Raw genomic sequence first — 22,168 nt, forward strand, 5'->3', positions numbered from 1 at the left:
CATGCGCCGCCTGCTTGCCACTGTTGTGCTGTCCTTGACCATGTTGGGCGCTGCGGCCGCGCCGCCTGCCTTTGTCGCTGCCGACGTGCCCGAAGCCCGCCTGGCGGGTGAGGGCGACTACACGTGGTTCGGCATGCGTATTTATCGGGCGCAACTGTGGGTGGGCCCGCAAGGCTACCAGGGCGCGGCATCGGCAACCGCGCCGTTTGTACTGGAACTGCGCTACGCGCGTTCGCTCGACGGCAGGAAAATCGCCGAAGCCAGTTATGAACAGATGCAGAAAATCGGCGCCGGCACGGAAGCACAGCGGCTGGCGTGGCTGGCTACCATGCAGCGTATCTTTCCTGACGTCAAGGAAGACCAGCGCATCGCGGGCGCCTACCGTGCTGGCATCGCGCCCGGCGTGCGCTTTTATCTCGATGGCAAGGTACTGGCCGACGTGAACGATGGCGACTTCGCGCGCGCCTTCTTTGCCATCTGGCTGTCGCCGTCGAGCACGGCGCCGAAGCTGCGCGCAGCCTTGCTGCAAAGTGCGGCACCACTGCCATGAACGCCGGGGCCAGCGCGTTGAGCTTGCCTGCCTTGTTCAGCTATGGCCTGTTCGGCTTGCCGCTGGCCATGCTGGCGCTGCCCATCTATATATATGTTGCGCCGTTTTATGCGCAGCGCAGCAGTCTTGATTTGGCGCAGATCGGCGCCGTGCTTCTGGCGGCCCGCATCGCCGCCGCCTTCATCGATCCTGTCCTCGGCGCCTGGATGGCGCGTGACGGGCGCAGCTATGCCGTGCTGGTCGCCGTCTCGCTGCCCTTGCTGCTGCTGGGCTTTGGCGCCCTGTTCCATCCGCCGTCCATGCAGCAAGCGGCCACCCTGGCCTGGTTCCTGGCCGCCTTGTTGCTCGTCTACGCCGCCTATGGCCTGGCCGGCATCGCGCACCAGAGCTGGGGCGCGGCCCTGACCCAGGCGCGCGGGCAGCGGGCGCGCGTGGCGGCCATGCGCGAAGGCTGCGGCTTGCTGGGCGTGATCCTGGCTGCGGGGCTGACGTCCGTGCTCGGCTATGACGGTCTGTCGCTGGCCTTTGCCGTCTGCCTGCTGGCGGCGGGCGCTCTGCTGCTGGCGCGCGCGCCGCGTCCGGTTTTACGCCAAGGCACGGAGGCGCTGCCCGCCGGCGCCTGGCGCCTGCCATTTCGCCAGTGCGCGTTTCGCTGGCTGTTCGCCGTCCTGCTCGTCAATGGCGTGGCGGCCGCCATTCCCGCCACCCTGTTCCTGTTCTTTGCCACCGACTACTTGCGCCTGGGCCAATACGCGGGGCCGTTCCTGATCGTCTATTTTTGCGCGGCGGCCGCCTCGATGCCCGTGTGGGTGGCCCTGGCGCGCCGCTTTGGCGAGGCGCGTGCCTGGGGTGGCGCCATGCTGCTGGCCGCGACCGTGTTTGTCTGGGCGTACGGCCTGGGCGCGGGCGCGGCCTGGGGTTTTGCCGCGATCTGCCTGCTGTCGGGCCTGGCGCTGGGCGCCGACCTGGCCTTGCCGCCGGCCCTGCTGGCAGGGCTGATCGGCGCGGCAGGTCATGGCGGGCGGCATGAAGCCGCGTATTTTGGCTGGTGGAACTGGGGCGTGCAGATGAGCCTGGCGCTGGCGGCCGGCATCGCCTTGCCCCTGCTGGCCTGGCTCGGCTATGTGCCGGGCGGCAGCGGCGGCTTGCCGGCCCTGTCCGCCGCCTACGCCTTGCTGCCCTGTGTTTTGAAACTGCTGGCGGCGTTATTGCTGTGGCGCGCGCCCCTGCAACATATATATAGTGACCACCTGGAGAATCGCGCATGCGTTTCATGACCTATTGCCAACGTTGCTTGCCGCTGGCGGCCTTGTTGCTGGCGCTGGCCGCCTGTTCCACGCCGCCCACGCCGGCCACGTACGCGCAGGAATTGCCCGTACTGGACTTGCAACAGTACTTCAATGGCACGCTCGATGCCCACGGCATTTTCCAGGACCGCTCCGGCAAGGTGGTCAAGCGCTTCACGGTCGTGATGCGGGCCAGCTGGGTCGGCGATATTGGCACCCTGGACGAGGATTTCACGTATGCGGACGGCAGCAAACAACGGCGCGTGTGGACCTTGCGCAAGACGGCGCCCGGGCGCTTCATCGGCACGGCGCCCGACGTGATCGGGGAAGCCGTCGGCGAAGTGGCCGGCAATGCGCTGCGCTGGCAATACGTGCTGGCCTTGCCCGTCGATGGCACGGTCTACCACGTCGACTTCGAGGACTGGATGTTCCTGATGGATGACAAGGTCATGCTCAACCGCGCCGCCATGAGCAAGTTCGGCTTCAGCCTGGGCTCCGTCACCTTGTCGTTCAGCAAGCGTCCGCAGGCGGTCCCATGAACCGCAAGATCACCAGCTGGGCCGGCAAGCGCGTGTGGATCATCGGCGCGTCCAGCGGCATTGGCGCCGCGTGCGCCACCTTGCTGCTGGAGCAGGGCGCCAGCGTAGCCTTGTCTGCCCGCCACCGCGCCAGTCTCGAACGGTTATGCGAGGGGCAGCCGCTGGCGCTGGCCTTGCCGCTCGATATCACCCAGCATGCGCAGCTGCGGGCCGTCAGCGCGCAATTGCAGGGGCAGTGGACGCATATCGACCTGATATTGGTAGTCGCTGGCGGTTATCAGGCCATGCGCGCCGATAGTTTTGACCTCGCGGCGGCCCAGGGTCTGCTGGCTCTGAATGTGGGCGGCGTCTTCAATTGCCTGGAGCAGGCTTTGCCGTGGCTGTTGCGCCAGGGCAGCGGCGGCATCGGCATCGTCGGCTCGGTGGCCGGCTATGGCGGCTTGCCCAAGGCGCTCGCGTATGGCGCCAGCAAGGCGGCGCTGATCAACCTGACGGAATCCTTGTACCTGGATTTGCATCCGCGGGGCATCGGCGTGTATCAGATCAACCCGGGTTTTGTCGCCACGCCCTTGACCGCGGGCAACGATTTCACCATGCCGGCCTTGATGACGGCGCGGGACGCGGCCGCTGCCATGCTCGACGGTATCGAGCGGGGCCAGTTCCACATCCACTTTCCGAAACGCTTTACCAATACCATGCGCCTGGCGCGGCTGTTGCCGTACCGCGCCTATTTTTGGCTGATCCGCAAGGTGACGGGCTTATGAGCGCAAGCATGGAAGGTGCGCTGGCGCGCCTGGTGGCGTTTTACGAGCACCTGAGCATCGAGAGCCTGGCCCAGCTGGGCGCCGTGTACGCGCCAGACGCCCATTTCAAGGACCCGTTTAACGAGGTGGAGGGGCATGCCGCCATCCTGGCCATCTTCGAGCACATGTTCGTGCAAGTCGATGCGCCCCGGTTTGTCGTGCTGGAAAGCCTGGGACAGGGGCAGCAAGCTTTCCTCACGTGGGAGTTTCGCTTTCGCATGAAACGCCTGGTATCTGGCGAACAATGTATCCGCGGAGCAACACATGTGCGTTTCGATGGGCAGGGGCGGGTGGTATTGCACCGCGATTATTGGGATGCGGCGGAAGAATTGTATGAAAAATTGCCGCTGCTCGGTGCTTTCATGCGCATGCTCCGGCGCGCAAGCCAGCGCTAAACGTGTTTTCTGATGCTTTTAAGCAAAAAATGCGAAAAAGAAAAAGTAAATTGTGTGGAATTGAGCTGGCAAAAACTTGATTTCGGTCAATGTGTCGTTTTTCAGACACAAATATCTCAAAATATTGAGAAGGCAACATTGTAAGAAATTGTTTCAACTGATGCGGAATTTGCAAGCAAGAGTCGTCCTCATCCGTTCCAGGCCGGCACCCGACCCGCATGCTGGAAAACATGAAAAACATTTCTATGTGAGCAATTTAAATTACCGGAAAGTCAGTAATTGTGTTGCTACTCTGCCTATTTTCCTGGCGCGCGCGCCGACGTCGAAAATCCCGTCTACGCCCCTGAATAATGCGGCAACGCACCAAAACAGGGCGCAATATTTCCCGTTTTCGGGCGTGCGGCAGCAAACATTGGCGATGCCGTGTATGCTTCGTCCCGTTTATCCATTATCGCCTGACAAATTGTGCGCTTTGTCGCGTAAATGATGCAGGACAAATGATGGGTAAAGCATGTTGATGTTTTAATCATGCGCCTGATACTGTTGCACTAATACAACGGGTGTCGACAAGGCATGCGCTATGATGGAATGGTCAATCAGGCCAATGCATTGGTTGGCAAGGGGCACTGGCTCTATCGCGTAGTACGGTTGGCGATGACCGGGATGCCTGAAAAAGCACTCGGCCTGGTACCGGAAGTAACATGTTGGAACTTGATGGAATGTGAAACGGTCGTTATAGTGCCGCTTCCGGTGCCCTTTGAGCACCGAACCGGCGCATGAAAATACGGTCGCTCTGCAGCCTTCAAGCTTATCGGTGCAATAGCGTGCCGATACCGATATGAATTGTTCCCCTGACCGGAACAGCAATGTGGCAGGTGGAGACCTTGCCCTCACTCATAAAAAGCGCTCTGTTAGAGCGCAGCTCGAGATGCATAGGCTGTATTACTTTTTGCTTCAAAATTAAAGGAAATCGCAATGAAAAAAACTCTGATCACCCTGGCAGTCCTGGCAGCAGCCACTGGCGTAGCCCAAGCTCAATCGAGCGTTGTTATCTACGGTACCGTTGACGCTGGTTTCGTCAGCGAGCGCGGCGGCAAAGCCGGCACCGTCAACAAAATCGATAGCGGCGTTGCTTCGGCTTCGCGTATCGGCTTCAAAGGCACCGAAGATCTGGGCAGCGGCCTGTCGGCACTGTTCGTTCTGGAATCGGGTTTCAACGTTGACACCGGCGCGCAAAATGCAAACGAAGGCCTGTTCGGTCGTCAAGCCTACGTTGGCCTGAGCAGCAAAACGGCTGGTACCGTAACCCTGGGTCGTCAATACACCCCTTGGTACAACACCCTGTCGAAAGTTGCTGATCCATTCGCAGTTGGTTACTCGGGTTCGGCCAAGAACTTGTTCCCAGCGAACACCACCCGTACCAGCAACACCGTGCTGTACACCTCGCCTAACTTCAGCGGTTTCGATGCTGACGTTGCTTACAGCACCGCCAGCAACGGCCAAGAGAGCCTGGTATCCAGCAAAATCGGTCGCCAAATGGGCGCATCGGTTGGCTACGCTAACGGTCCTTTGAACGCACGTGTTGCTTACAACACCACCAGCAACGAAACCGCAATCAGCGATGCTGGCAGCGCACGTAACTGGCTGGTAGCCGCTAACTACGACTTCACCGTTGTGAAAGCGTATGCTGCATACGGCGTCAACAAAGGCGACAACAGCTCGATCCGTAACAACGCCAACGCTGGTAACTTGTTCAACACCGCATCGACCGGTGGTCTGACCAACGACAGCACCACCGCCCTGATCGGCGCAACCGTACCAGTTGGTCCAGCTGGCACCGTGATGGCTTCGGTTATCCACGTCAACGACAAATCGGGCATCAACGCCGATGCGAACCAGTTCGCACTGGGCTACTCGTACGCTCTGTCGAAGCGCACCAGCACCTACGCTTCGTACGCCAAGATCTCGAACAAAAACAACGCTGGTTACACCGTTGGTAACAACAGCAATGTTGGTTCGGGCGACCAAGCGTTCAACGTTGGTGTTCGTCACTCGTTCTAATATTCGCGCAAGCGAAGCTTAGTACCGCTGCCAGCATCCCTTCGGGGATGCTGATAAGCAAGGAAACGCGTCTCCAGGCTAGTCCTGGCGGCGCGTTTTTGCATGTGCGGCGCCAGTTATAATGGCGCCGTTACTCAAGTAAAGGAATGCCATGTATTCATACACCTCGCCACGCCTGGCCGCTTTGCTGGCCGCGCTGCTGCTTGCTGGCGCCACGGGCACCGCTGTCGCGGCCGTCAAGGGCAAGAAGCCGGCTGGACTGGAGCGCTACGGCGTGGCCGTCTATTCCGACCTGTGCCTGCAAAAGGATAGCGGCGAAATCGGCGGCCAGCGCATCACCCTGCACCGCTTTGCCGAGGCCGATTCAGTCATCTATGAATTCACGGCAGGCGCCCTGAGCTGGCCCATCGTGGCCAACGACGTCAATCTGGACGCGGCCACGGGCGCCTTCGACTTCACCATCGCCGGTGCCGACAGCGAAGAACGCACCATCGTCGGCAAGTTTTCGAAGGATGGGCAGACCCTGACCCTGGAAGGCGATTATTGCGGCGGCAACGTGCGCATGCCCATGAAACTGAGCCGCGTGCGCGATTTCGGCCGTCCCCTGAAAAACTGCACGCCATGCCCGCCGATGCCACAAGCGCCGGCCGAGACAGTGCCTGCCGAAGAAAGCGCGCCAGCGCCCGCCGCCTGAGCGATTGCCGCTGACAAAAAGAAAAAGGCCCGGTATCGACCGGGCCTTTGTCATTTTCAGCGTTGCAAGGGACTTATTTGACCGCCTGCGCCTTTTCCGCCGTGGCGCGGATGGTGGCAAGCGTCGCGTTCGGCGTGATCAGATTGCCGTCGTAGCGCAGCTCGATCAGGGCCGGAAGATTGTGCGCCTTGGCGTGCGCCAGCGCCCGTTGCAGGGCAGGGGCGAACTCTTCTGTCGTATTCACCACTTCGCCATGCGCGCCATACGCTTGCGCCAGCGCCGCGAAATCCGGGTTGTGCAGGGTCGTACCCGACACGCGGCCCGGATAATCGCGTTCCTGGTGCATGCGGATGGTGCCGAACATCTGATTATTGAAGACGATGATGACCACGCCCGCCTGGTATTGCACGGCGGTGGCCAGTTCTTGGCCATTCATCATGTATTCGCCATCGCCGGCGAAGGTGATCACGGTACGCTCGGGATGTACGATCTTCGCCGCCACGCCCGAAGGCACGCCGTAGCCCATGGCGCCATTTGTCGGCGCCAGCTGCGTGCGCAGGCCGCCGTAGCGGTAAAAACGGTGCGCCCACGAGGCGTAGTTACCGGCGCCGTTCGTCAGGATCGTGTCGGCCGGCACTTGCGTCATGATCTCTTGCGTCACTTGCCACAGGTCCAGCGGCGCCTGGCCATCCTGGAAGATGGGCGGCTGCTCCTGGTAGGCTGCAAGCTCGGCCTTCGCTTCGGCTGGCGTATGCTGCCAGGCGGACGCATCGACGGGCGCCATGGCGGCCAGCATGGCGCACACTTGGGGCATGCCGCTGTTGATCATCAGTTCGGCCTGGTAGACGCTGCCCAGTTCCTCGGCATCCGTGTGGATGTGCACCAGGCGCTGGCGCGGCACGGGCGAATCGAACAGGGTATAGCCACCCGTCGTCATTTCGCCCAGGCGCGGGCCGATGGCGATGACCAGATCGGCATTTTTCACGCGCGCTGCCAGTTTCGGATTGATGCCGATGCCGACGTCGCCGATATAGTTCGGGTGGGCATTGTCGAGCAAGTCCTGGAAACGGAAGGCGCAGGCGACGGGCAGGTGGTTGCTTTCCGCGAACTGCTGCAGGTCGGCGCACGCTTGCGGCGTCCAGGTGGTGCCGCCCAGCAAGACCAGTGGCTGCTTGGCGGTCGCCAGCATGCCGCGCAACTGCTGCAGCTGGACGCTGGACGGCGCCGCCTGCACGGGCTGGTAGGCGCGCGTGTCGGTGACAGTCGCCATGGAAATGAGCATGTCTTCCGGCAGGGCCAGCACGACGGGGCCGGGGCGCCCGCTGGTGGCCACCTGGAAGGCGCGCGCCAGGTATTCGGGAATGCGCTCGGCGCGGTCAATCTGCGCCACCCACTTGGCCATCTGGCCGTACATGCGGCGGTAGTCGATTTCCTGGAACGCTTCGCGGTCGGCGAAATCATTGCCCACCTGGCCGATGAACAGGATCATCGGCGTGGAATCCTGGTAGGCCGTGTGCACGCCGATCGAGGCGTTGGTGGCGCCCGGCCCGCGCGTGACGAAGCAGATGCCCGGCTTGCCCGTCAGTTTGCCGTAGGCTTCGGCCATGAAGGCGGCGCCGCCTTCCTGGCGGTTGATGATGAAGCGGATGCCCGAATCGTGCAGGGCGTCGAGCACGTCGAGGTAGCTTTCGCCAGGCACGCCAAAGGCGGTGTCGACACCGTGGATCTGCAGGGCATCGACCAGGATCTGGCCGCCGGTACGGGGTTGTTGCGTCATGTTCGGCTCTTTATATTCTAGTGGGTGGCAAAGAAATGGGGCAAGCGGTGCGCATGTGCCTGCATGCAAGCAGCTTGCCTCATTCTATGTGAGCCGATTTGGCCCGGCTTTTGAAATGGCGACACCGAATTACACAATCCCCCGACTGGCGCGCCGCGTTTTTGCAGAAACTTGCTGCGGCGCGGTACAATGGCGGGTGAAGCAGGCCAGACAGTCGCTGGCCGGCGCAGCAATGCGCTGGCGGGAGGAAGGTCCGGACTCCATAGAGCGGGGTGACGGTTAACGGCCGTCCGCTGAAAGCCGCAAGGTATAAGGCGAGGAATAGGGCCACAGAGACGAGCGTATTAAGTTACGGTGAAACGCGGTAACCTCCACCTGGTGCAATTTCAAATAGGCACGCGATGATGCTGCTCGCGGAGCGTGCGGGTAGAAAGCTTGAGCGTCCGAGTAATCTGGCGCCTAGAGGAATGACTGTCATAGCGCCGACCTGCAAGGGAAGGCGCCGTAACAAAATCCGGCCTACCGGCCTGCTTCACTTGAATTCCTGCTTCCTGGTCTGCCAGGGAGCATCCCGGCCGCGGCGCCTTTGCCTGCTGCGCGCCACTCAAAAGCCCCCGTAAAGGGGCTTTTTTTGTTTCTAAAAATATAGCACTTAAGATAAAGTTGTATATACAACTAAAAATGAACAAATGGTTAAAGTTTCCTACCTACAATTAATTGCTGCATTGCAAAAATAGTTTTCCTGCGTCAGGCCAGCCCCGGAAAACAGGGGCGATACGCGCCTTGGACGATTATTTTTTGCTTTAAACCAAGTCTTTCGCGGCCGCTGATTGCTGTTGTGTCTGGATGACGAAAGTATTGTCATGTGTCAACTAACTGTAAAAAATTCAATTTTTCGATTTCGTTTTTTTCGATGTTTACGGTAGGAAAACACATGTGTGCAGATGAGGTAGCACATTCACTATCTTTCATAAGTATCTAATTTATCGATATATTTTTATTTGAGACTCCTTCAACGATATGCGCTAAGTCCTTAATTTCATTAATAAAATTCCTGTTTTGCCAATCGGAAACCGCTTGACCACTATCTTTGCTTCCTCTAAAGTGGGCAACTGTGTGAAAAAGTGTGTTTTTGTGGGAAATTTTCCCTTTTCATCGTGATGCGCAAGCGTCGCAACCCAAGCTCAAAAAAGGTCTTCCGTGTTTCAAGGCGCGTCCGCAATCAATCTCGATGCCAAAGGCAGGATGTCTATCCCTGCCAAGCACCGTGACGCGCTGGCGATTCAATGCGAAGGCCGCTTGACCTTGACCAAACACCCCGATGGCTGCCTGCTGTTTTTCCCCCGTCCCGTGTGGGAAAGCCACCGCCAGCAAATCGCCGCCTGGCCCATGTCGGCGCGCGCCTGGCAGCGCATCTTCCTCGGCAACGCCGTCGACGTCGAGCTGGACTCGGCCGGCCGCGTGCTGATCTCGCCCGAATTGCGCAACGCCGTCGGACTGGCGCGCGAAGTCATGATGATCGGCATGGGCAGCCACTTTGAAATATGGGATGCCGCCAAATTGGCTGACAAAGAACAGCAGGCGATCGATGCCGGCACCCCCGATGTACTTTCCAATTTTTCTTTCTAAGGCTCCGTAATGACACAACTCACGGTGCCGGAATTTCAGCATCGCACGGTGCTGCTCGATGAAGCGGTCGATGCGCTCGACCTGTCGGGCGACCGCGCGCACGGCGTTTACGTCGATGGCACGTTTGGCCGCGGCGGCCATAGCCGATTGATTTTGTCGCGCCTGGCGCCCGACGCGCGCCTGATCGGCTTTGACAAGGACTTGCAAGCCATCGCCACGGCCGAACAGATCGCCGACCCCCGTTTCCAGATCGTCCATGACAGCTTTGCCACCATGACGGCCAGCCTGGCCGAACGCGGTGTGCAGCAGGTCGATGGCATCCTGCTCGACCTGGGCATCTCGTCGCCGCAAGTCGACGACGCGGCGCGCGGTTTCAGCTTCCGCAACGACGGACCGCTGGACATGCGCATGGATACCACGCGCGGCATCTCCGCAGCCGAATGGCTGGCGGTGGAAACCGAGCAGAATTTAGAGAAAGTGATACGCGATTATGGGGAAGAACGGTTTGCTTTTCAGATTGCAAAGGCGATTGTTGCTGGCCGGGCAGTCCAGCCAATTTCAAGCACACGACAGCTTGCCGGCATCGTGGCAGGCGCCGTCAAGACCCGCGAGAAGGGTAAGGACCCCGCTACCCGCACCTTTCAGGCCATACGCATTTTCATTAACAAAGAGCTCGAGGATCTCGAGATCGGCCTGAACCAGGCGTATGCCTGCCTGGCGCCCGGCGCGCGCATGGCCGTGATCAGCTTTCACTCGCTGGAAGACCGCATGGTCAAGCGCTTCTTCGCCTCGAAGGCGAACGTGGAGCAGCCTGACCGTCGCCTGCCGATCCGCGCGGTCGACTTGCCGCAGCCGGAAATGAAGCTGATTTCGAAGATGAAGCCGTCCGACGCCGAGATCGAGGGCAACCCGCGTTCGCGTTCGGCCGTGATGCGCGTGGCGCAGCGCTTGCCCATTCCAGCCAGTGGCGGCTCCCGATGACTGGCAAGCTGTGTGTCGTGCTGTCGGCCCTGCTGGTGTGCTGCGGCCTGTCGCTGGTGAATGCGCAGTACCAGTCGCGCCACCTGTTGATCGACCTGGAGCGCGCGCAAGCGCTGTCGCGCCAGCTCGACATCGACTGGGCGCAACTGCAGCTGGACCAGTCCACTTTGGGCAAGCATGAACGCATCGAATCGATCGCACGGCGCGATCTGAGCATGACGCCGCTGACGGCGGCGCGTACGCAATACCTGACGGAGGGCGAATAATGAAGTTGGGCGGTAACAGCAACGGCCGGGTGGCGGCATCGAAAGGCGTGCCATTCTCGAAGAACCCCGTACTGGCGGTGCGTCTGCCCGTCTGGCGTTCGCGCGTCGTGCTGTTCCTGCTGTTCTTCGCTTTCGCCGGCCTGGGCGCGCGCGCCCTGTGGCTGCAGGGCGTGTCGACGCAGTTCCTGCAAAAGCAGGGCAAGGCGCGCTATGAACGCACCTTGGAATTGCCTGCCACGCGCGGCAAGATCACCGACCGCAACGGCCAGGTGCTCGCTTCGTCCGTCCCTGTGAAAGCCATCTGGGCCATCCCTGACGACGTGCTGCAGGCGTCGCCGGAAAAAATCAATGCGCTGGCCGGCCTGCTGGAAATGAACGTCAACGAATTGCGCAAGAAGCTAGATTCGGACCGCAGCTTCGTCTACCTGAAACGCCAGGTCGAGATGGACGTGGCCGACAAGATCTCTAAGCTCGGCATCGACGGCATCGACGAGCGCAAGGAATACAAGCGCTTCTATCCGCAGGGCGAAGTGATGACCCACGTGGTGGGCTTTACCAACGTGGAAGACGTGGGCCAGGAAAGCATGGAACTGGCGCAGCAGAAAACCCTCGTCGGCACTACCGGCAGCCGCCGCGTGATCAAGGACCGCCTGGGCCACATCGTCGAAGACATTGGCTTCATCCACGAACCTCACGACGGCAAGGACCTGACCCTGTCCGTCGACAGCAAGATCCAGTACATCGCCTTCACGCAGCTGAAGGAAGCGGTGGAAAAATTCAATGCCAAAGCCGGCGGCGCCGTGGTGCTCGACGTGCACACGGGCGAAGTGCTGGCCCTGGCAAATTACCCCAGCTACGACCCGAACGACCGCCGCAAGCTCACGGGCCAGCAACTGCGCAACCGCGTCATGACCGATACCTTCGAGCCTGGTTCGACCCTCAAGCCGATCACCGTCTCCCTGGCGCTCGACACGGGCCGGGTCAAGCCGGGCACCCTGATCGACACGGGGCCGGGCCGTTATACCATCGCCGACCGCACGATCACCGATACCAAGCCGCATGGCGTGATCAATGTCTCCGAAATCATCGAGATGTCGTCGAATATCGGCACCTCGAAAATCGCGCTGGGCATGCCGTCGCAGGAAATGTGGGAAATGTTTACCAAGGTGGGCTTCGGCCAGCAGCCGAAATGGGGTTTCCCCGGCGCCGTGGCCGGCAGGGTGCGTCCGTATAAATCGTGGCGCCCGGTGGAGCAGGCGACCATGAGCTACGGTAACGGTATTTCCGTGTCGCTGATCCAGCTGGCGCGCTCTTACATGATGTTCGCGCGCGATGGCGACACGATTCCCCTGTCGTTCCAGAAGGTCAATGAACTGCCCGTGGGCCAGCAAGTGATCAAGCCGAAGACGGCCGCCGAAATGCGCGCCATGCTCGAACTGGTGGTCTCCGGCGCGCACGGCTCGGCCAAGCGCGCCCAGGTCGCCGGCTACCGCGTGGGCGGCAAGACGGGCACCGCCTATAAAGTGGAAAACGGCCGCTATGCGATGCCGCGCAAATATATCGGCTCGTTCGTTGGCATGGTGCCGATGTCGGCGCCGCGCTTCATCATTGCGGTGATGATCGATGAACCGACCGGCCCGGCCCACTATGGTGGCCAGGTTGCCGCTCCCGCTTTCGCGGCGATTGCGACCAATGCGCTGCGCGCGATGAACGTACCGCCCGATTCCTCCGTTACCGAAATCGTGGTCCCGGCCAATGCCGGCCCGGAGGCCATGTGAAGTCACTCATGACCATACAAGACATCAGTTTGTGGATCAAAGCGGCCGCCCCATCCGGGCAGCTGACGTCCGATTCGCGCCGCGTGCAGCGCGGCGACGTGTTTTTCGCCTATGCGGGCGCCACGCATTTCATCGACGCCGCCATCGAGCAGGGCGCCGCCGCCATCGTGCATGACGCCGTGGAGTGGAACGCCGCATGGGGCGTGCCGCACCTGCTGGTCAGCGACCTGAAACGCCTGGCCGGCCCCGTGGCGCATGCGTTTTACGACATGCCCGACAGCGCCATGTTCAGCGCCGGCGTGACGGGCACGAATGGCAAGACCTCGTGCGCGCTGTGGCTGGCGCAAGCCCTGGCGCGCCTCGGTGAAACCTCTTCCGTCATCGGGACCCTGGGCGTGGGCCTGTGCAAGCCGCGCGGCGCCATCGAATTCGACGTGACCGGCTACACCACGCCGGACGCCGTGCTGCTGGCGCGCAAACTGGCCGCAATGCGAGACGCCGGCGCCAAGGCCGTCGCCATCGAAGTGTCGTCGATCGGCCTGGACCAGGATCGCGCGGCGGGCATGCATTTCGATGTCGCCATGTTTACCAATTTGACGCGCGACCACCTCGACTACCATGGCGACATGGCGGCCTACGAGGCGGCCAAGGTAAAACTGTTCGACTGGCCTGGCCTGAAAACGGCCGTCATCAACCTCGATGACGCCATGGGCCTGCGCCTGGCGCGCCACGTGGAGGGCAAGCTGGCCGGCGAATATCCCGTCATCGGCTACACCTTGCAGGATGCGGCCGCCTTGCCCGACCTGCCGGGCGTACTGATGCTGCGCGCCAGCCAGTTCCGCAGCCGCCATGCCGGCACCGACTTCCACCTCGAATGCGCGCTCGGCGTGGCGCTGGTCAAGATGCAGCTGGTGGGCCACTTCAATATCAGCAACGCGCTGGCGGTGCTGGGCGCCTTGCTGGCGCACGGCACCGGCCTGCGCGCCGCCATCGACGGCATCGAATCGCTGCAACCGGCCCCCGGTCGCATGCAGCAGGTGGGCGGCCAGGAAGCGCCGATGGTCGTCATTGATTACGCGCATACGCCGGACGCGCTGGAAAAAACCCTGGCCGCCTTGCGCCAGGTGGCGCAGGAGCGGGGCGGTCAGCTGTGGTGCGTGTTCGGCTGCGGCGGCGACCGCGATCCGGGCAAGCGTCCGCAGATGGGCGCCATCGCGCAGCTGGCCGATCACGTGCTGGTCACCAGCGACAATCCGCGCAGCGAAGACCCGCACGCCATCATCGCGCAGATCGTCGCCGGCATGCGTGCCGACGGTCCGCAGCCGCAAGCCATCGAAGACCGCGCCGGGGCCATTTTGTCGGCCATCAAGCACGCGGCCAAGCCGGACGTGATCCTGTTGGCGGGCAAAGGCCATGAGCCGTACCAGGAAATCAAGGGCAAGAAACTGCCGTTCTCCGATGCCGACCATGCGCAGCTGGCCCTGTCCGCGCGCCTGACGATGATGAGGACGAACTGATGGATCGCCTGATGCACGCAAGCCTGGCAGAACTGATGCCGTCGCTGGACGGCGCACAGTTGACGGGCGACGCATCCTTTGATGGCGTCTCCACCGACAGCCGCAGCGCCCAGGCCGGTTCGCTGTTCGTTGCCCTGCGCGGCGAGAGTTTCGACGCCCACGATTTCCTGGGCCAAGTGGCAGCGCGCGGCGTCGCCGCCGTGGTGGTCGAGCGCTTGCCTGAAGGCTGGGACAGCGGCAAGGTGCCGGCCATCGTGGTGGCCGATACCCTGGTGGCGCTGGGCCGCATCGCCAACCACTGGCGCGGCCGTTTCAATTTACCCGTCATCGGCGTCACCGGCAGCAATGGCAAGACCACCGTCAAGGAGATGATTTCGGCCATCCTCGCGGCAGCCTTTGGCGAAGAGGGCCGGCTGGCCACGCGCGGCAACCTGAATAATGAAATCGGCGTGCCATTGACCCTGTTCCGCCTGAGCGAGCAGCACAAGGCGGCCGTCATCGAGATGGGCATGAACCATCCTGGCGAGATTGCCCGTTTGGCCGCGATTTCCGCGCCGACCCTGGCGATGGTCAACAACGCGCAGCGCGAACACCAGGAATTCATGCATACGGTGGAAGCGGTGGCACGCGAGAACGGCGCCGCGCTGGCAGCCCTGGCGCATGACGGCGTGGCCGTCTTCCCGCATGGCGATGAATATACGCCCGTGTGGCGCGAACTTGCCGGCGCGCGCGCCGTCATCACCTTCGGCCTGTCGAAAGAGGCGGACGTCAGTTGCACGCACCGCGCGGCCGAGGATTTTGGCAGCGACCTGTTCGTCAGCGTGCGCGCACCGGACGGCAGCTTGCGCCAGTTTTTTGTCGGCTTGCAGGCGGCCGGCGAACACAATGTGCGCAATGCGCTGGCGGCCGTGGCATGCGCGATCGGCGCCGGCATCGCGCCAGAACAGATCAAGCAGGGCCTGGAGGCGTTTTCTCCCGTGAATGGCCGCCTGCAGAAAAAACGTGCCGCCAATGGCGCCACCATCATCGATGACACGTATAACGCCAATCCTGATTCGGCGCGCGCGGCCATCGATGTGCTGGCGCAGGCAGCGGCACCGCGCATCCTGGTGTTGGGCGAGATGGGCGAAGTCGGCACGCAGGGGCAGCAGTTCCACGAAGAGATCGGCGCCTACGCCGCCACCAAAGGCATCGAACACGTGCTGGCGACGGGCGGCCTGGCGCGCCATCTGGTCAATCCGGCGCAGGAAGCCGCGAGCCAGGAATCAGGCACGGTCGTGGAGTATTTCGAACAGTTCGACGGTTTGCTGGCGGCGCTCGATGCGCATTTGTCCGGCCGTTCGGATGCAACAGTATTAATCAAGGGCTCCCGTTTCATGAAGATGGAGCGGGCCGTGCAGCATTTGATTGGTTCAAACAACAATAACAAGGAAGCTCACTAATCATGCTGCTCTGGCTCGCTCATTATTTCCAGGACGACATTGGCCCACTGCGGGTCTTTAACTTCATCACGTTCCGTGCCGTCTTCGCCACCCTGACGGCGATCCTGATCGGCCTGTGCGCTGGTCCCGCCGTGATCCGCATGCTCACGCGCATGAAGGTTGGCCAGGCCGTGCGTACGGATGGTCCGCAAACGCATCTGAAAAAACACGGCACCCCGACCATGGGCGGTGTGTTGATCCTCATCGCCATCGGCATTTCGACCTTGCTGTGGGCCGACCTGTCGAACCGCTTCATCTGGCCCGTGCTGATCGTCACCCTGGGCTTTGGCGCCGTCGGCTGGGCCGACGACTACCGCAAGGTGGTGCACCAGGACCCGGAAGGCATGCGTTCGCGCGAAAAATACTTCTGGCAGTCGCTGATCGGCCTCGCCGCCGCGTTTTACCTGGCGTTTTCCGTCTCCATCTCCGAGCCCAATGCCGGCCAGGTGTGGAATCTGATCTACGCCTGGGTGCAATCGGGCTTCGCCATGGACTTGCCGCCGAAGGCCGACCTGATCGTCCCGTTCTTCAAGACCATCAGCTATCCGCTGGGCGTGTGGGGCTTCATCGCGCTGACCTATTGCGTCATCGTCGGCACCAGTAACGCCGTCAATTTCACCGATGGTCTCGATGGCCTGGCCATCATGCCGACCGTGATGGTAGGCACGGCCCTGGGCCTGTTCGCCTACCTGACGGGTAACGCCACGTATGCGCGCTACCTGTTCATCCCGCACATCCCTGGCGCCGGCGAGCTGGTGATCTTCTGTGGCGCGCTGGCCGGTTCCGGCCTGGCTTTCCTCTGGTATAACACGCACCCCGCGAAAGTGTTCATGGGCGACGTGGGCGCGCTGGCACTGGGCGGCGCATTGGGTACCGTCGCCGTCATCGTGCGCCAGGAAATTGTCCTGTTCATCATGGGCGGCATCTTTGTCGTTGAAACGCTGTCCGTGATCATCCAGGTCGTCTGGTTCAAGTACACCAAGAAGCGCTTTGGCGTTGGTCGCCGCGTCTTCCTGATGGCGCCATTGCATCACCATTTTGAACAAAAAGGCTGGAAGGAGACGCAGGTTGTCGTGCGTTTCTGGATCATCACCATGATGCTGGTGCTGCTCGGCCTGACCACCTTGAAGCTGCGCTGATGATGTACGACGCTAAAACCGCACTGGTACTGGGCCTCGGGGAGTCAGGCCTGGCCATGGCCCTGTGGCTGGCCCGCAGCGGTGCGACCGTGCGGGTAGCCGACACGCGCGAGGCGCCCGAGCGCCTGGCAGCCTTGCAGGCCGCCGTGCCGCAGGCGCAGTTCATCGCCGGCGCCTTCACGGCCGACCTGCTCGATGGCGTCGACTTCGTCGCCGTCAGTCCTGGCCTGGCACCTAGCCGCGAACTGTCGGCAATCGCGCCTGCCGCTCTGGAAAAAAATATCCCCGTATGGGGCGAGATCGAGCTGTTCGCGCAGGCGCTGGCCGCGCTCAAGGCGGAACGCGGCTATGCGCCGAAAGTCATCGCCATCACGGGCACGAATGGCAAGACGACCGTCACCAGCCTGGTAGGCTTGCTGTGCGAACGCGCGGGATTGCTAACGCGCGTAGCCGGCAATATCAGCCCGGCCGCGCTGGACGTGCTGCGCGAAGTGCTGGACGCCGAACCGGCGCCGCAGCCTGTGGTTGAAGGCGAAGAAGTCGCCGAACCCGTGGCCAGCACCTTGCCGCAGGCGTGGATCCTGGAGCTATCGAGCTTCCAGCTGCACACGACCTTCAGCCTGCAGGCCGATGCGGCCACGGTCTTGAATCTGTCGCAGGACCACCTGGACTGGCATGGCGACATGGCGGCGTATGCCGCTGACAAGGCGCGCATCTTCGGCGAGCAGACCGTGCGCATATTGAACCGCGACGATGCGCTTGTGATGCACATGGCTGATCCGCTGGCCGAGACGATCACCTTCGGCACGGGCGAGTCGGCGGAAGTCGACAGCTTTGGCCTGGTGAATGAACGGGGCATCTTCTGGCTGGCGCAAGCCGTGCCTAGCGAAGAAGTGATCGAGAAAAAACGCAGGAAGAACGATCCGGCGCCCGAACCGGTGCCGACGATGGCGAAAAAACTGATGCCGGCCGACGCGCTGAAAATCCGCGGCCAGCACAATGCCTCGAATGCGCTGGCGGCGCTGGCCCTGTGCCGCGCCATCGGCTTGCCATTCGCGCCGCTGCTGCATGGCTTGCGCGAATACCAGGGCGAGCCGCACCGCGTGGAGCTGATCACGGCCGTCAATGAAGTCGAGTATTACGACGACAGCAAGGGCACGAACGTGGGTGCGACAGTGGCAGCCCTGTTTGGCCTGGGCAAGGCGTTTGGCGGCGCGGAACAGCGTCTGGTGCTGATCGCCGGCGGCGACGGCAAGGGGCAGGATTTCTCTCCGCTGGCTGAACCCGTATCGCGCTACGTGCGCGCGGTGGTGCTGATCGGCCGCGATGCGCCAGCCTTGCGCGCGGCGCTTGAACCGTCCGGCGTGGACATCGTCGACTGCGCCACCTTGCCGGAAGCCGTCAAGCGCGCCAGCAGCCTGGCGCTGGCCGGCGATTGCGTGTTGCTGTCGCCCGCGTGCGCCAGCCTGGACATGTTCAAGAACTATGCGCACCGCGCGCAGGTATTTGTCGACGCCGTGCGCGACATCGCCCTGGAAAACGGACAGGATATCTGATGGCCTTTCAACTGCCCTTCAGCTTTGGTTCCGGCTCGGCTGCCAAGCCGCTGGATAGCCGCGCGCGGCAGTCGAAGATGATGGACTACGACAAGCCGCTGGTGTGGGTCGTCCTGCTGCTCATGTTGCTGGGCATGGTGATGGTGTATTCGGCGTCGATTTCGCTGTCCGATGCGCGCAAGTTCGCCGCCTACACGAACAATTATTTTGTCGTGCGCCAGGCGCTGTTCATCGGTATTTCGATCATTGTCGGCGCGCTGGTATTCCGCATCCCCGTCGCCACCTGGCAAAAGATGGCGCCGTGGCTGTTCATCGGCACCCTGGTGCTGCTGGTGATGGTGCTGATACCGGGCCTGGGCGTGTCGGTCAATGGCGGGCGCCGCTGGCTGAACCTGCCGGGCCTGCGGCCGCAGCCTTCCGAGCTGATGAAAGTGGTGATGGTGCTGTACGCGGCCGATTACACGGTGCGCAAGCAGGAATACATGCACAAGCTGACCAAGGGCTTCATGCCGATGGCGCTGGCCGTCAGCTTCGTCGGCCTGCTGCTGCTGATGGAGCCCGATCTCGGTGCTTTCGGCGTGATCGTCTGCATCGCCATGGGCATCCTGTTTCTGGGCGGCGTCAATGCCATCTGGTTCGGCGGCATCGGCGCCATGCTGACGGCGATTTTCGTCACCATCATCGCCCTGTCGAAATTCCGCCGCGAGCGGTTTTTTGCGTATCTCGATCCGTGGCAGGAAGACAATGCGCTGAACAAGGCTTACCAGCTGACGCACTCGCTGATCGCCTTCGGGCGTGGCGAACTGTTTGGCGTGGGCCTGGGTGGCAGCGTGGAAAAGCTGCATTACCTGCCCGAAGCGCATACGGACTTCTTGCTGGCCGTGATCGGCGAGGAACTGGGCCTGGTGGGTGTGCTGGTCGTGATCGGCATGTTTTACTGGATTATCAAGCGGGCGTTCGACATCGGCCGCCAGGCGATCGCCATCGACCAGACCTTCGCGGGACTGACGGCGAAGGGCATCGCCATCTGGATCGGCGTGCAGACCTTCATCAACATGGGCGTGAACCTGGGCCTGCTGCCGACCAAGGGTCTGACCTTGCCCTTGATGAGTTATGGCGGCACGGGTGTACTGATTAACTGTATCGGCCTGGCGATTTTGCTGCGCATCGATTATGAAAACCGGATCCTGATGCGGGGAGGCCGGCTATGAACAACGTGACGAACTTGAAAACGACGAAAAGACTGATGATCATGGCGGCCGGCACCGGCGGCCATATTTTCCCGGGCCTGGCGATTGCGCAGACGATGCGCGCGCGCGGCTGGGAAGTGAGCTGGCTGGGCACGACCCACGGCATGGAGCAGGAACTGGTGCCGAAAAGCGGCATTCCCATGGATGCCATTGCATTTTCCGGCATGCGCGGCAAAGGCCTGGCGCACACGGTGAAGGGCGGCTTCAAGATGCTGGCCAGTTTTTTTGCCATCCGCCGTTTCATCGCCAGCCGCAAGCCGGATGTGGTGATGGGCATGGGCGGCTACGTCACCGTGCCGGGCGGCCTGATGGCGCGCCTGAAGGGCGTGCCGCTGGTGCTGGTCAATGCCGACGCGGCGCTGCTGTTGTCGAACAAGACCCTGGTGCCGCTGGCGCAGCAGGTGTGCTTCGGCTTTCCCGCCGATTTCGGCAGTGCCGCCGGCAAGGCCGTCGTCACGGGCAATCCCGTGCGCGCCGAGATCCTCGCGATGGCGCCGCCAGCCGCGCGCTTCGCGGGCCGCAGCGGACCGCTGCGCATCCTCGTGGTGGGCGGCAGCCTGGGCGCGAAAGCGCTGAACGACAGCCTGCCTGCCGCGCTGGCCCTGATGCCGGAGGGCGAACGCCCGCTGGTGACGCACCAGTCGGGCAAGAAGAATATCGACGCCCTGCATGCCGCGTATGCGCAGGCGGGCGTGCAAGCCAATGTGGTCGACTTCATCGACGACATGGCCAGGGCGTACACGGAAGCGGACCTGGTGATTTGCCGCGCAGGCGCGATCACCCTGTCGGAATTGACGGCGGCCGGCGTGGCCAGCGTGCTCGTGCCGCTGGTAGCGTCGACCACCAGCCACCAGCGCGACAATGCGCAATGGATGGCAAAACAAGGCGCGGCGATTCATCTGCCGCAGACGGAAATGAGTGCGGCGTCGCTGAGCGCCTTGCTGGCGTCGCTGAGCCGCGACACTTGCCAGCAGATGGCGCTGGCGGCGCTGGCAGCAGGCAAGCGCGACGCCAATGAGGCGATCGCACACGTATTGGAAAAACTGGCATGAGGTTAGCTCTGTGAAGCATAAAGTAAACAATATCCACTTTGTCGGCATTGGCGGCAGCGGCATGAGCGGCATCGCCGAAGTGCTGGTCAACCTGGGCTACAAGGTGTCGGGTTCCGACCTGGGCAGCAATGCGGCGACGCAGCGCCTGGCGAGCCTGGGCGCGACCGTCATGCTGGGCCACGCGGCCGAGAACATCGGCGACGCCGATGCGGTGGTGACGTCGGGCGCCGTCCCGCAAGACAATCCGGAAGTGGCGGCCGCGCGTGCGCGCAAGATCCCGCTGGTGCCGCGCGCCGTGATGCTGGGCGAGTTGATGCGTTTGAAGCGCGGCATCGCCATCGCCGGCACGCACGGCAAGACGACGACCACCAGCCTGGTGGCATCGGTGCTGGCGCAGGGCGGTCTCGATCCGACTTTCGTCATCGGCGGCCGTTTGACCAGCGCCGGCGCGAACGCCAAGCTGGGCTCGGGCGACTATCTGGTGGCCGAAGCCGATGAATCGGACGCCTCGTTCCTGAACCTGACGCCGATGATCGAAGTGATCACGAATATCGACGCCGATCACATGGACACCTACGAGCACGATTTCGAAAAGCTCAAGCAGGCCTTCGTGCAGTTCACGCACCGCTTGCCCTTCTATGGCCGCGCCATGCTGTGCATCGACGATCCGCACGTGCGCGCCATCATCCCGTCCGTGACCAAACCGGTCACCACCTATGGTTTCGCGGAAGACGCGCAAGTGCGCGCCGTCAATGCGCGCGCCGTGGGCCTGGAAATGCATTTCACCGTGCTGCAGGAAGGCTATCCGGACCTCGACGTCGTGCTGAACCAGCCTGGCATGCACAATGTGCAGAATGCCTGCTCGGCGATCGCCATCGCGCGCGAAATCGGCATCGCCGACAGCGCCACGCAGCAAGGCCTGGCCGAGTTCTCCGGCGTGGGCCGTCGCTTTACGCGCTATGGCGACGTGGCGCTGCCGAACGGCGGCAGCTTCGCGCTGGTCGACGATTTCGGCCATCACCCGGTGGAAACGGAAGTGACCCTGGCCGCCGCGCGCGCCGCCTATCCGGGTCGCCGCCTGGTGCTGGCGTTCCAGCCGCACCGCTACAGCCGCACGCGCGACCTGTTCGAAGATTTCGTCAAGGTGCTCGGTGCGCCCGACGTGTTGCTGCTGTCCGAAGTGTATGCGGCGGGCGAAGCGCCTATCGTCGCCGCCGACGGCCGCGCTCTGGCGCATGCGCTGCGCGCGCGCGGCAAGATCGAACCGATTTTCGTCGAGTCCATGACGGACATGGCCGACACCATCATGAGCGTGGCGCGCGACGGCGACGTCGTGCTGACCATGGGCGCGGGCTCCATCAGCGGCATCCCGCAACAACTGACTACGTATCAATCCAACACTGTAAAGGCCTGA

19 protein-coding genes and 1 other RNA gene are annotated in these 22,168 nt (G+C 62.4%); 19 read left to right on the forward strand and 1 reads right to left on the reverse strand.

Annotation, left to right across the window (positions count from 1 at the left end):
* Window position 1: 1 nt before the first annotated feature.
* The 7 genes from AC3IQ7_RS05535 to AC3IQ7_RS05565 all read left to right on the forward strand — a co-directional run bounded on the left by AC3IQ7_RS05535 (window position 2) and on the right by AC3IQ7_RS05565 (window position 6,328).
* On the forward strand, window positions 2-550 hold the full coding sequence (locus AC3IQ7_RS05535) for a chalcone isomerase family protein (protein ID WP_322426470.1): 549 nt from the start codon (window positions 2-4) through the stop codon (window positions 548-550).
* Complete coding sequence (locus AC3IQ7_RS05540; RefSeq protein ID WP_489208565.1) at window positions 547-1,827, forward strand: MFS transporter; 1,281 nt, start codon at window positions 547-549, stop codon at window positions 1,825-1,827. The genes AC3IQ7_RS05535 and AC3IQ7_RS05540 overlap by 4 nt, the downstream gene beginning before the upstream one ends.
* Window positions 1,815-2,375, forward strand: coding sequence for a DUF3833 domain-containing protein (locus AC3IQ7_RS05545; protein WP_489208566.1), 561 nt, complete (start codon window positions 1,815-1,817; stop codon window positions 2,373-2,375). Before AC3IQ7_RS05540 ends, AC3IQ7_RS05545 begins: the two co-directional genes overlap by 13 nt.
* Window positions 2,372-3,139 carry an SDR family NAD(P)-dependent oxidoreductase gene (locus tag AC3IQ7_RS05550; RefSeq protein WP_489208567.1) on the forward strand — a complete coding sequence of 256 codons (768 nt, stop codon included), beginning with the start codon at window positions 2,372-2,374 and terminating at the stop codon, window positions 3,137-3,139. The genes AC3IQ7_RS05545 and AC3IQ7_RS05550 overlap by 4 nt, the downstream gene beginning before the upstream one ends.
* Complete coding sequence (locus tag AC3IQ7_RS05555) at window positions 3,136-3,573, forward strand: nuclear transport factor 2 family protein (RefSeq protein WP_322426466.1); 438 nt, start codon at window positions 3,136-3,138, stop codon at window positions 3,571-3,573. Before AC3IQ7_RS05550 ends, AC3IQ7_RS05555 begins: the two co-directional genes overlap by 4 nt.
* A gap of 975 nt (window positions 3,574-4,548) precedes the next feature.
* Window positions 4,549-5,634 carry a porin gene (locus tag AC3IQ7_RS05560; RefSeq protein WP_099379765.1) on the forward strand — a complete coding sequence of 362 codons (1,086 nt, stop codon included), beginning with the start codon at window positions 4,549-4,551 and terminating at the stop codon, window positions 5,632-5,634.
* Between the two features lie 151 nt (window positions 5,635-5,785).
* Window positions 5,786-6,328, forward strand: a complete 543-nt coding sequence (locus AC3IQ7_RS05565) for a hypothetical protein (RefSeq protein WP_489208568.1) — start codon at window positions 5,786-5,788, stop codon at window positions 6,326-6,328.
* 73 nt (window positions 6,329-6,401) lie between these two features.
* Here AC3IQ7_RS05565 and AC3IQ7_RS05570 read toward each other — a convergent pair whose 3' ends face one another.
* The gene (locus AC3IQ7_RS05570; protein ID WP_489208569.1) at window positions 6,402-8,105 is read right to left on the reverse strand and encodes a thiamine pyrophosphate-binding protein; all 1,704 of its coding nucleotides are present in this window, start codon (window positions 8,103-8,105) and stop codon (window positions 6,402-6,404) included.
* Window positions 8,106-8,303: 198 nt separating this feature from the next.
* Here AC3IQ7_RS05570 and rnpB point away from each other — a divergent pair.
* The 12 genes from rnpB (at window position 8,304) to murC (ending at window position 22,168) form a co-directional block, all read left to right on the forward strand.
* An RNA gene (gene rnpB, locus AC3IQ7_RS05575) (RNase P RNA component class A) lies at window positions 8,304-8,643 on the forward strand.
* A gap of 662 nt (window positions 8,644-9,305) precedes the next feature.
* Window positions 9,306-9,734, forward strand: a complete 429-nt coding sequence (mraZ, locus tag AC3IQ7_RS05580) for a division/cell wall cluster transcriptional repressor MraZ (protein WP_034748899.1) — start codon at window positions 9,306-9,308, stop codon at window positions 9,732-9,734.
* 9 nt (window positions 9,735-9,743) lie between these two features.
* Window positions 9,744-10,715 (forward strand): 16S rRNA (cytosine(1402)-N(4))-methyltransferase RsmH, encoded by a 972-nt coding sequence (gene rsmH, locus AC3IQ7_RS05585; RefSeq protein WP_225243812.1) that lies wholly within the window; start codon window positions 9,744-9,746, stop codon window positions 10,713-10,715.
* Window positions 10,712-10,981: a cell division protein FtsL gene (gene ftsL / locus AC3IQ7_RS05590; RefSeq protein ID WP_034748894.1), complete on the forward strand. Its 270-nt coding sequence runs from the start codon at window positions 10,712-10,714 to the stop codon at window positions 10,979-10,981. Before rsmH ends, ftsL begins: the two co-directional genes overlap by 4 nt.
* Window positions 10,981-12,759: a peptidoglycan D,D-transpeptidase FtsI family protein gene (locus tag AC3IQ7_RS05595; protein WP_034748891.1), complete on the forward strand. Its 1,779-nt coding sequence runs from the start codon at window positions 10,981-10,983 to the stop codon at window positions 12,757-12,759. The genes ftsL and AC3IQ7_RS05595 overlap by 1 nt, the downstream gene beginning before the upstream one ends.
* Window positions 12,760-12,767: 8 nt before the next feature.
* Complete coding sequence (locus tag AC3IQ7_RS05600; RefSeq protein ID WP_489208570.1) at window positions 12,768-14,276, forward strand: UDP-N-acetylmuramoyl-L-alanyl-D-glutamate--2,6-diaminopimelate ligase; 1,509 nt, start codon at window positions 12,768-12,770, stop codon at window positions 14,274-14,276.
* A gap of 11 nt (window positions 14,277-14,287) precedes the next feature.
* Window positions 14,288-15,718 (forward strand): UDP-N-acetylmuramoyl-tripeptide--D-alanyl-D-alanine ligase, encoded by a 1,431-nt coding sequence (locus tag AC3IQ7_RS05605; protein WP_489210394.1) that lies wholly within the window; start codon window positions 14,288-14,290, stop codon window positions 15,716-15,718.
* A gap of 2 nt (window positions 15,719-15,720) precedes the next feature.
* Entirely contained in the window at window positions 15,721-16,896 is a 1,176-nt protein-coding gene (mraY, locus tag AC3IQ7_RS05610) for a phospho-N-acetylmuramoyl-pentapeptide-transferase (RefSeq protein WP_035824830.1), read from the forward strand.
* The gene (murD, locus tag AC3IQ7_RS05615; protein ID WP_489208571.1) at window positions 16,896-18,452 is read left to right on the forward strand and encodes a UDP-N-acetylmuramoyl-L-alanine--D-glutamate ligase; all 1,557 of its coding nucleotides are present in this window, start codon (window positions 16,896-16,898) and stop codon (window positions 18,450-18,452) included. Before mraY ends, murD begins: the two co-directional genes overlap by 1 nt.
* A complete protein-coding gene (ftsW, locus tag AC3IQ7_RS05620) occupies window positions 18,452-19,663 on the forward strand; it encodes a putative lipid II flippase FtsW (protein WP_035824835.1) in 1,212 nt (403 codons plus the stop codon). Before murD ends, ftsW begins: the two co-directional genes overlap by 1 nt.
* Window positions 19,660-20,754 (forward strand): undecaprenyldiphospho-muramoylpentapeptide beta-N-acetylglucosaminyltransferase, encoded by a 1,095-nt coding sequence (gene murG / locus AC3IQ7_RS05625; protein WP_489208572.1) that lies wholly within the window; start codon window positions 19,660-19,662, stop codon window positions 20,752-20,754. Before ftsW ends, murG begins: the two co-directional genes overlap by 4 nt.
* A gap of 10 nt (window positions 20,755-20,764) precedes the next feature.
* Window positions 20,765-22,168: a UDP-N-acetylmuramate--L-alanine ligase gene (gene murC / locus AC3IQ7_RS05630; RefSeq protein ID WP_102295549.1), complete on the forward strand. Its 1,404-nt coding sequence runs from the start codon at window positions 20,765-20,767 to the stop codon at window positions 22,166-22,168.

The sequence above is a fragment of the Janthinobacterium sp. GL_088 genome (assembly GCF_057837845.1).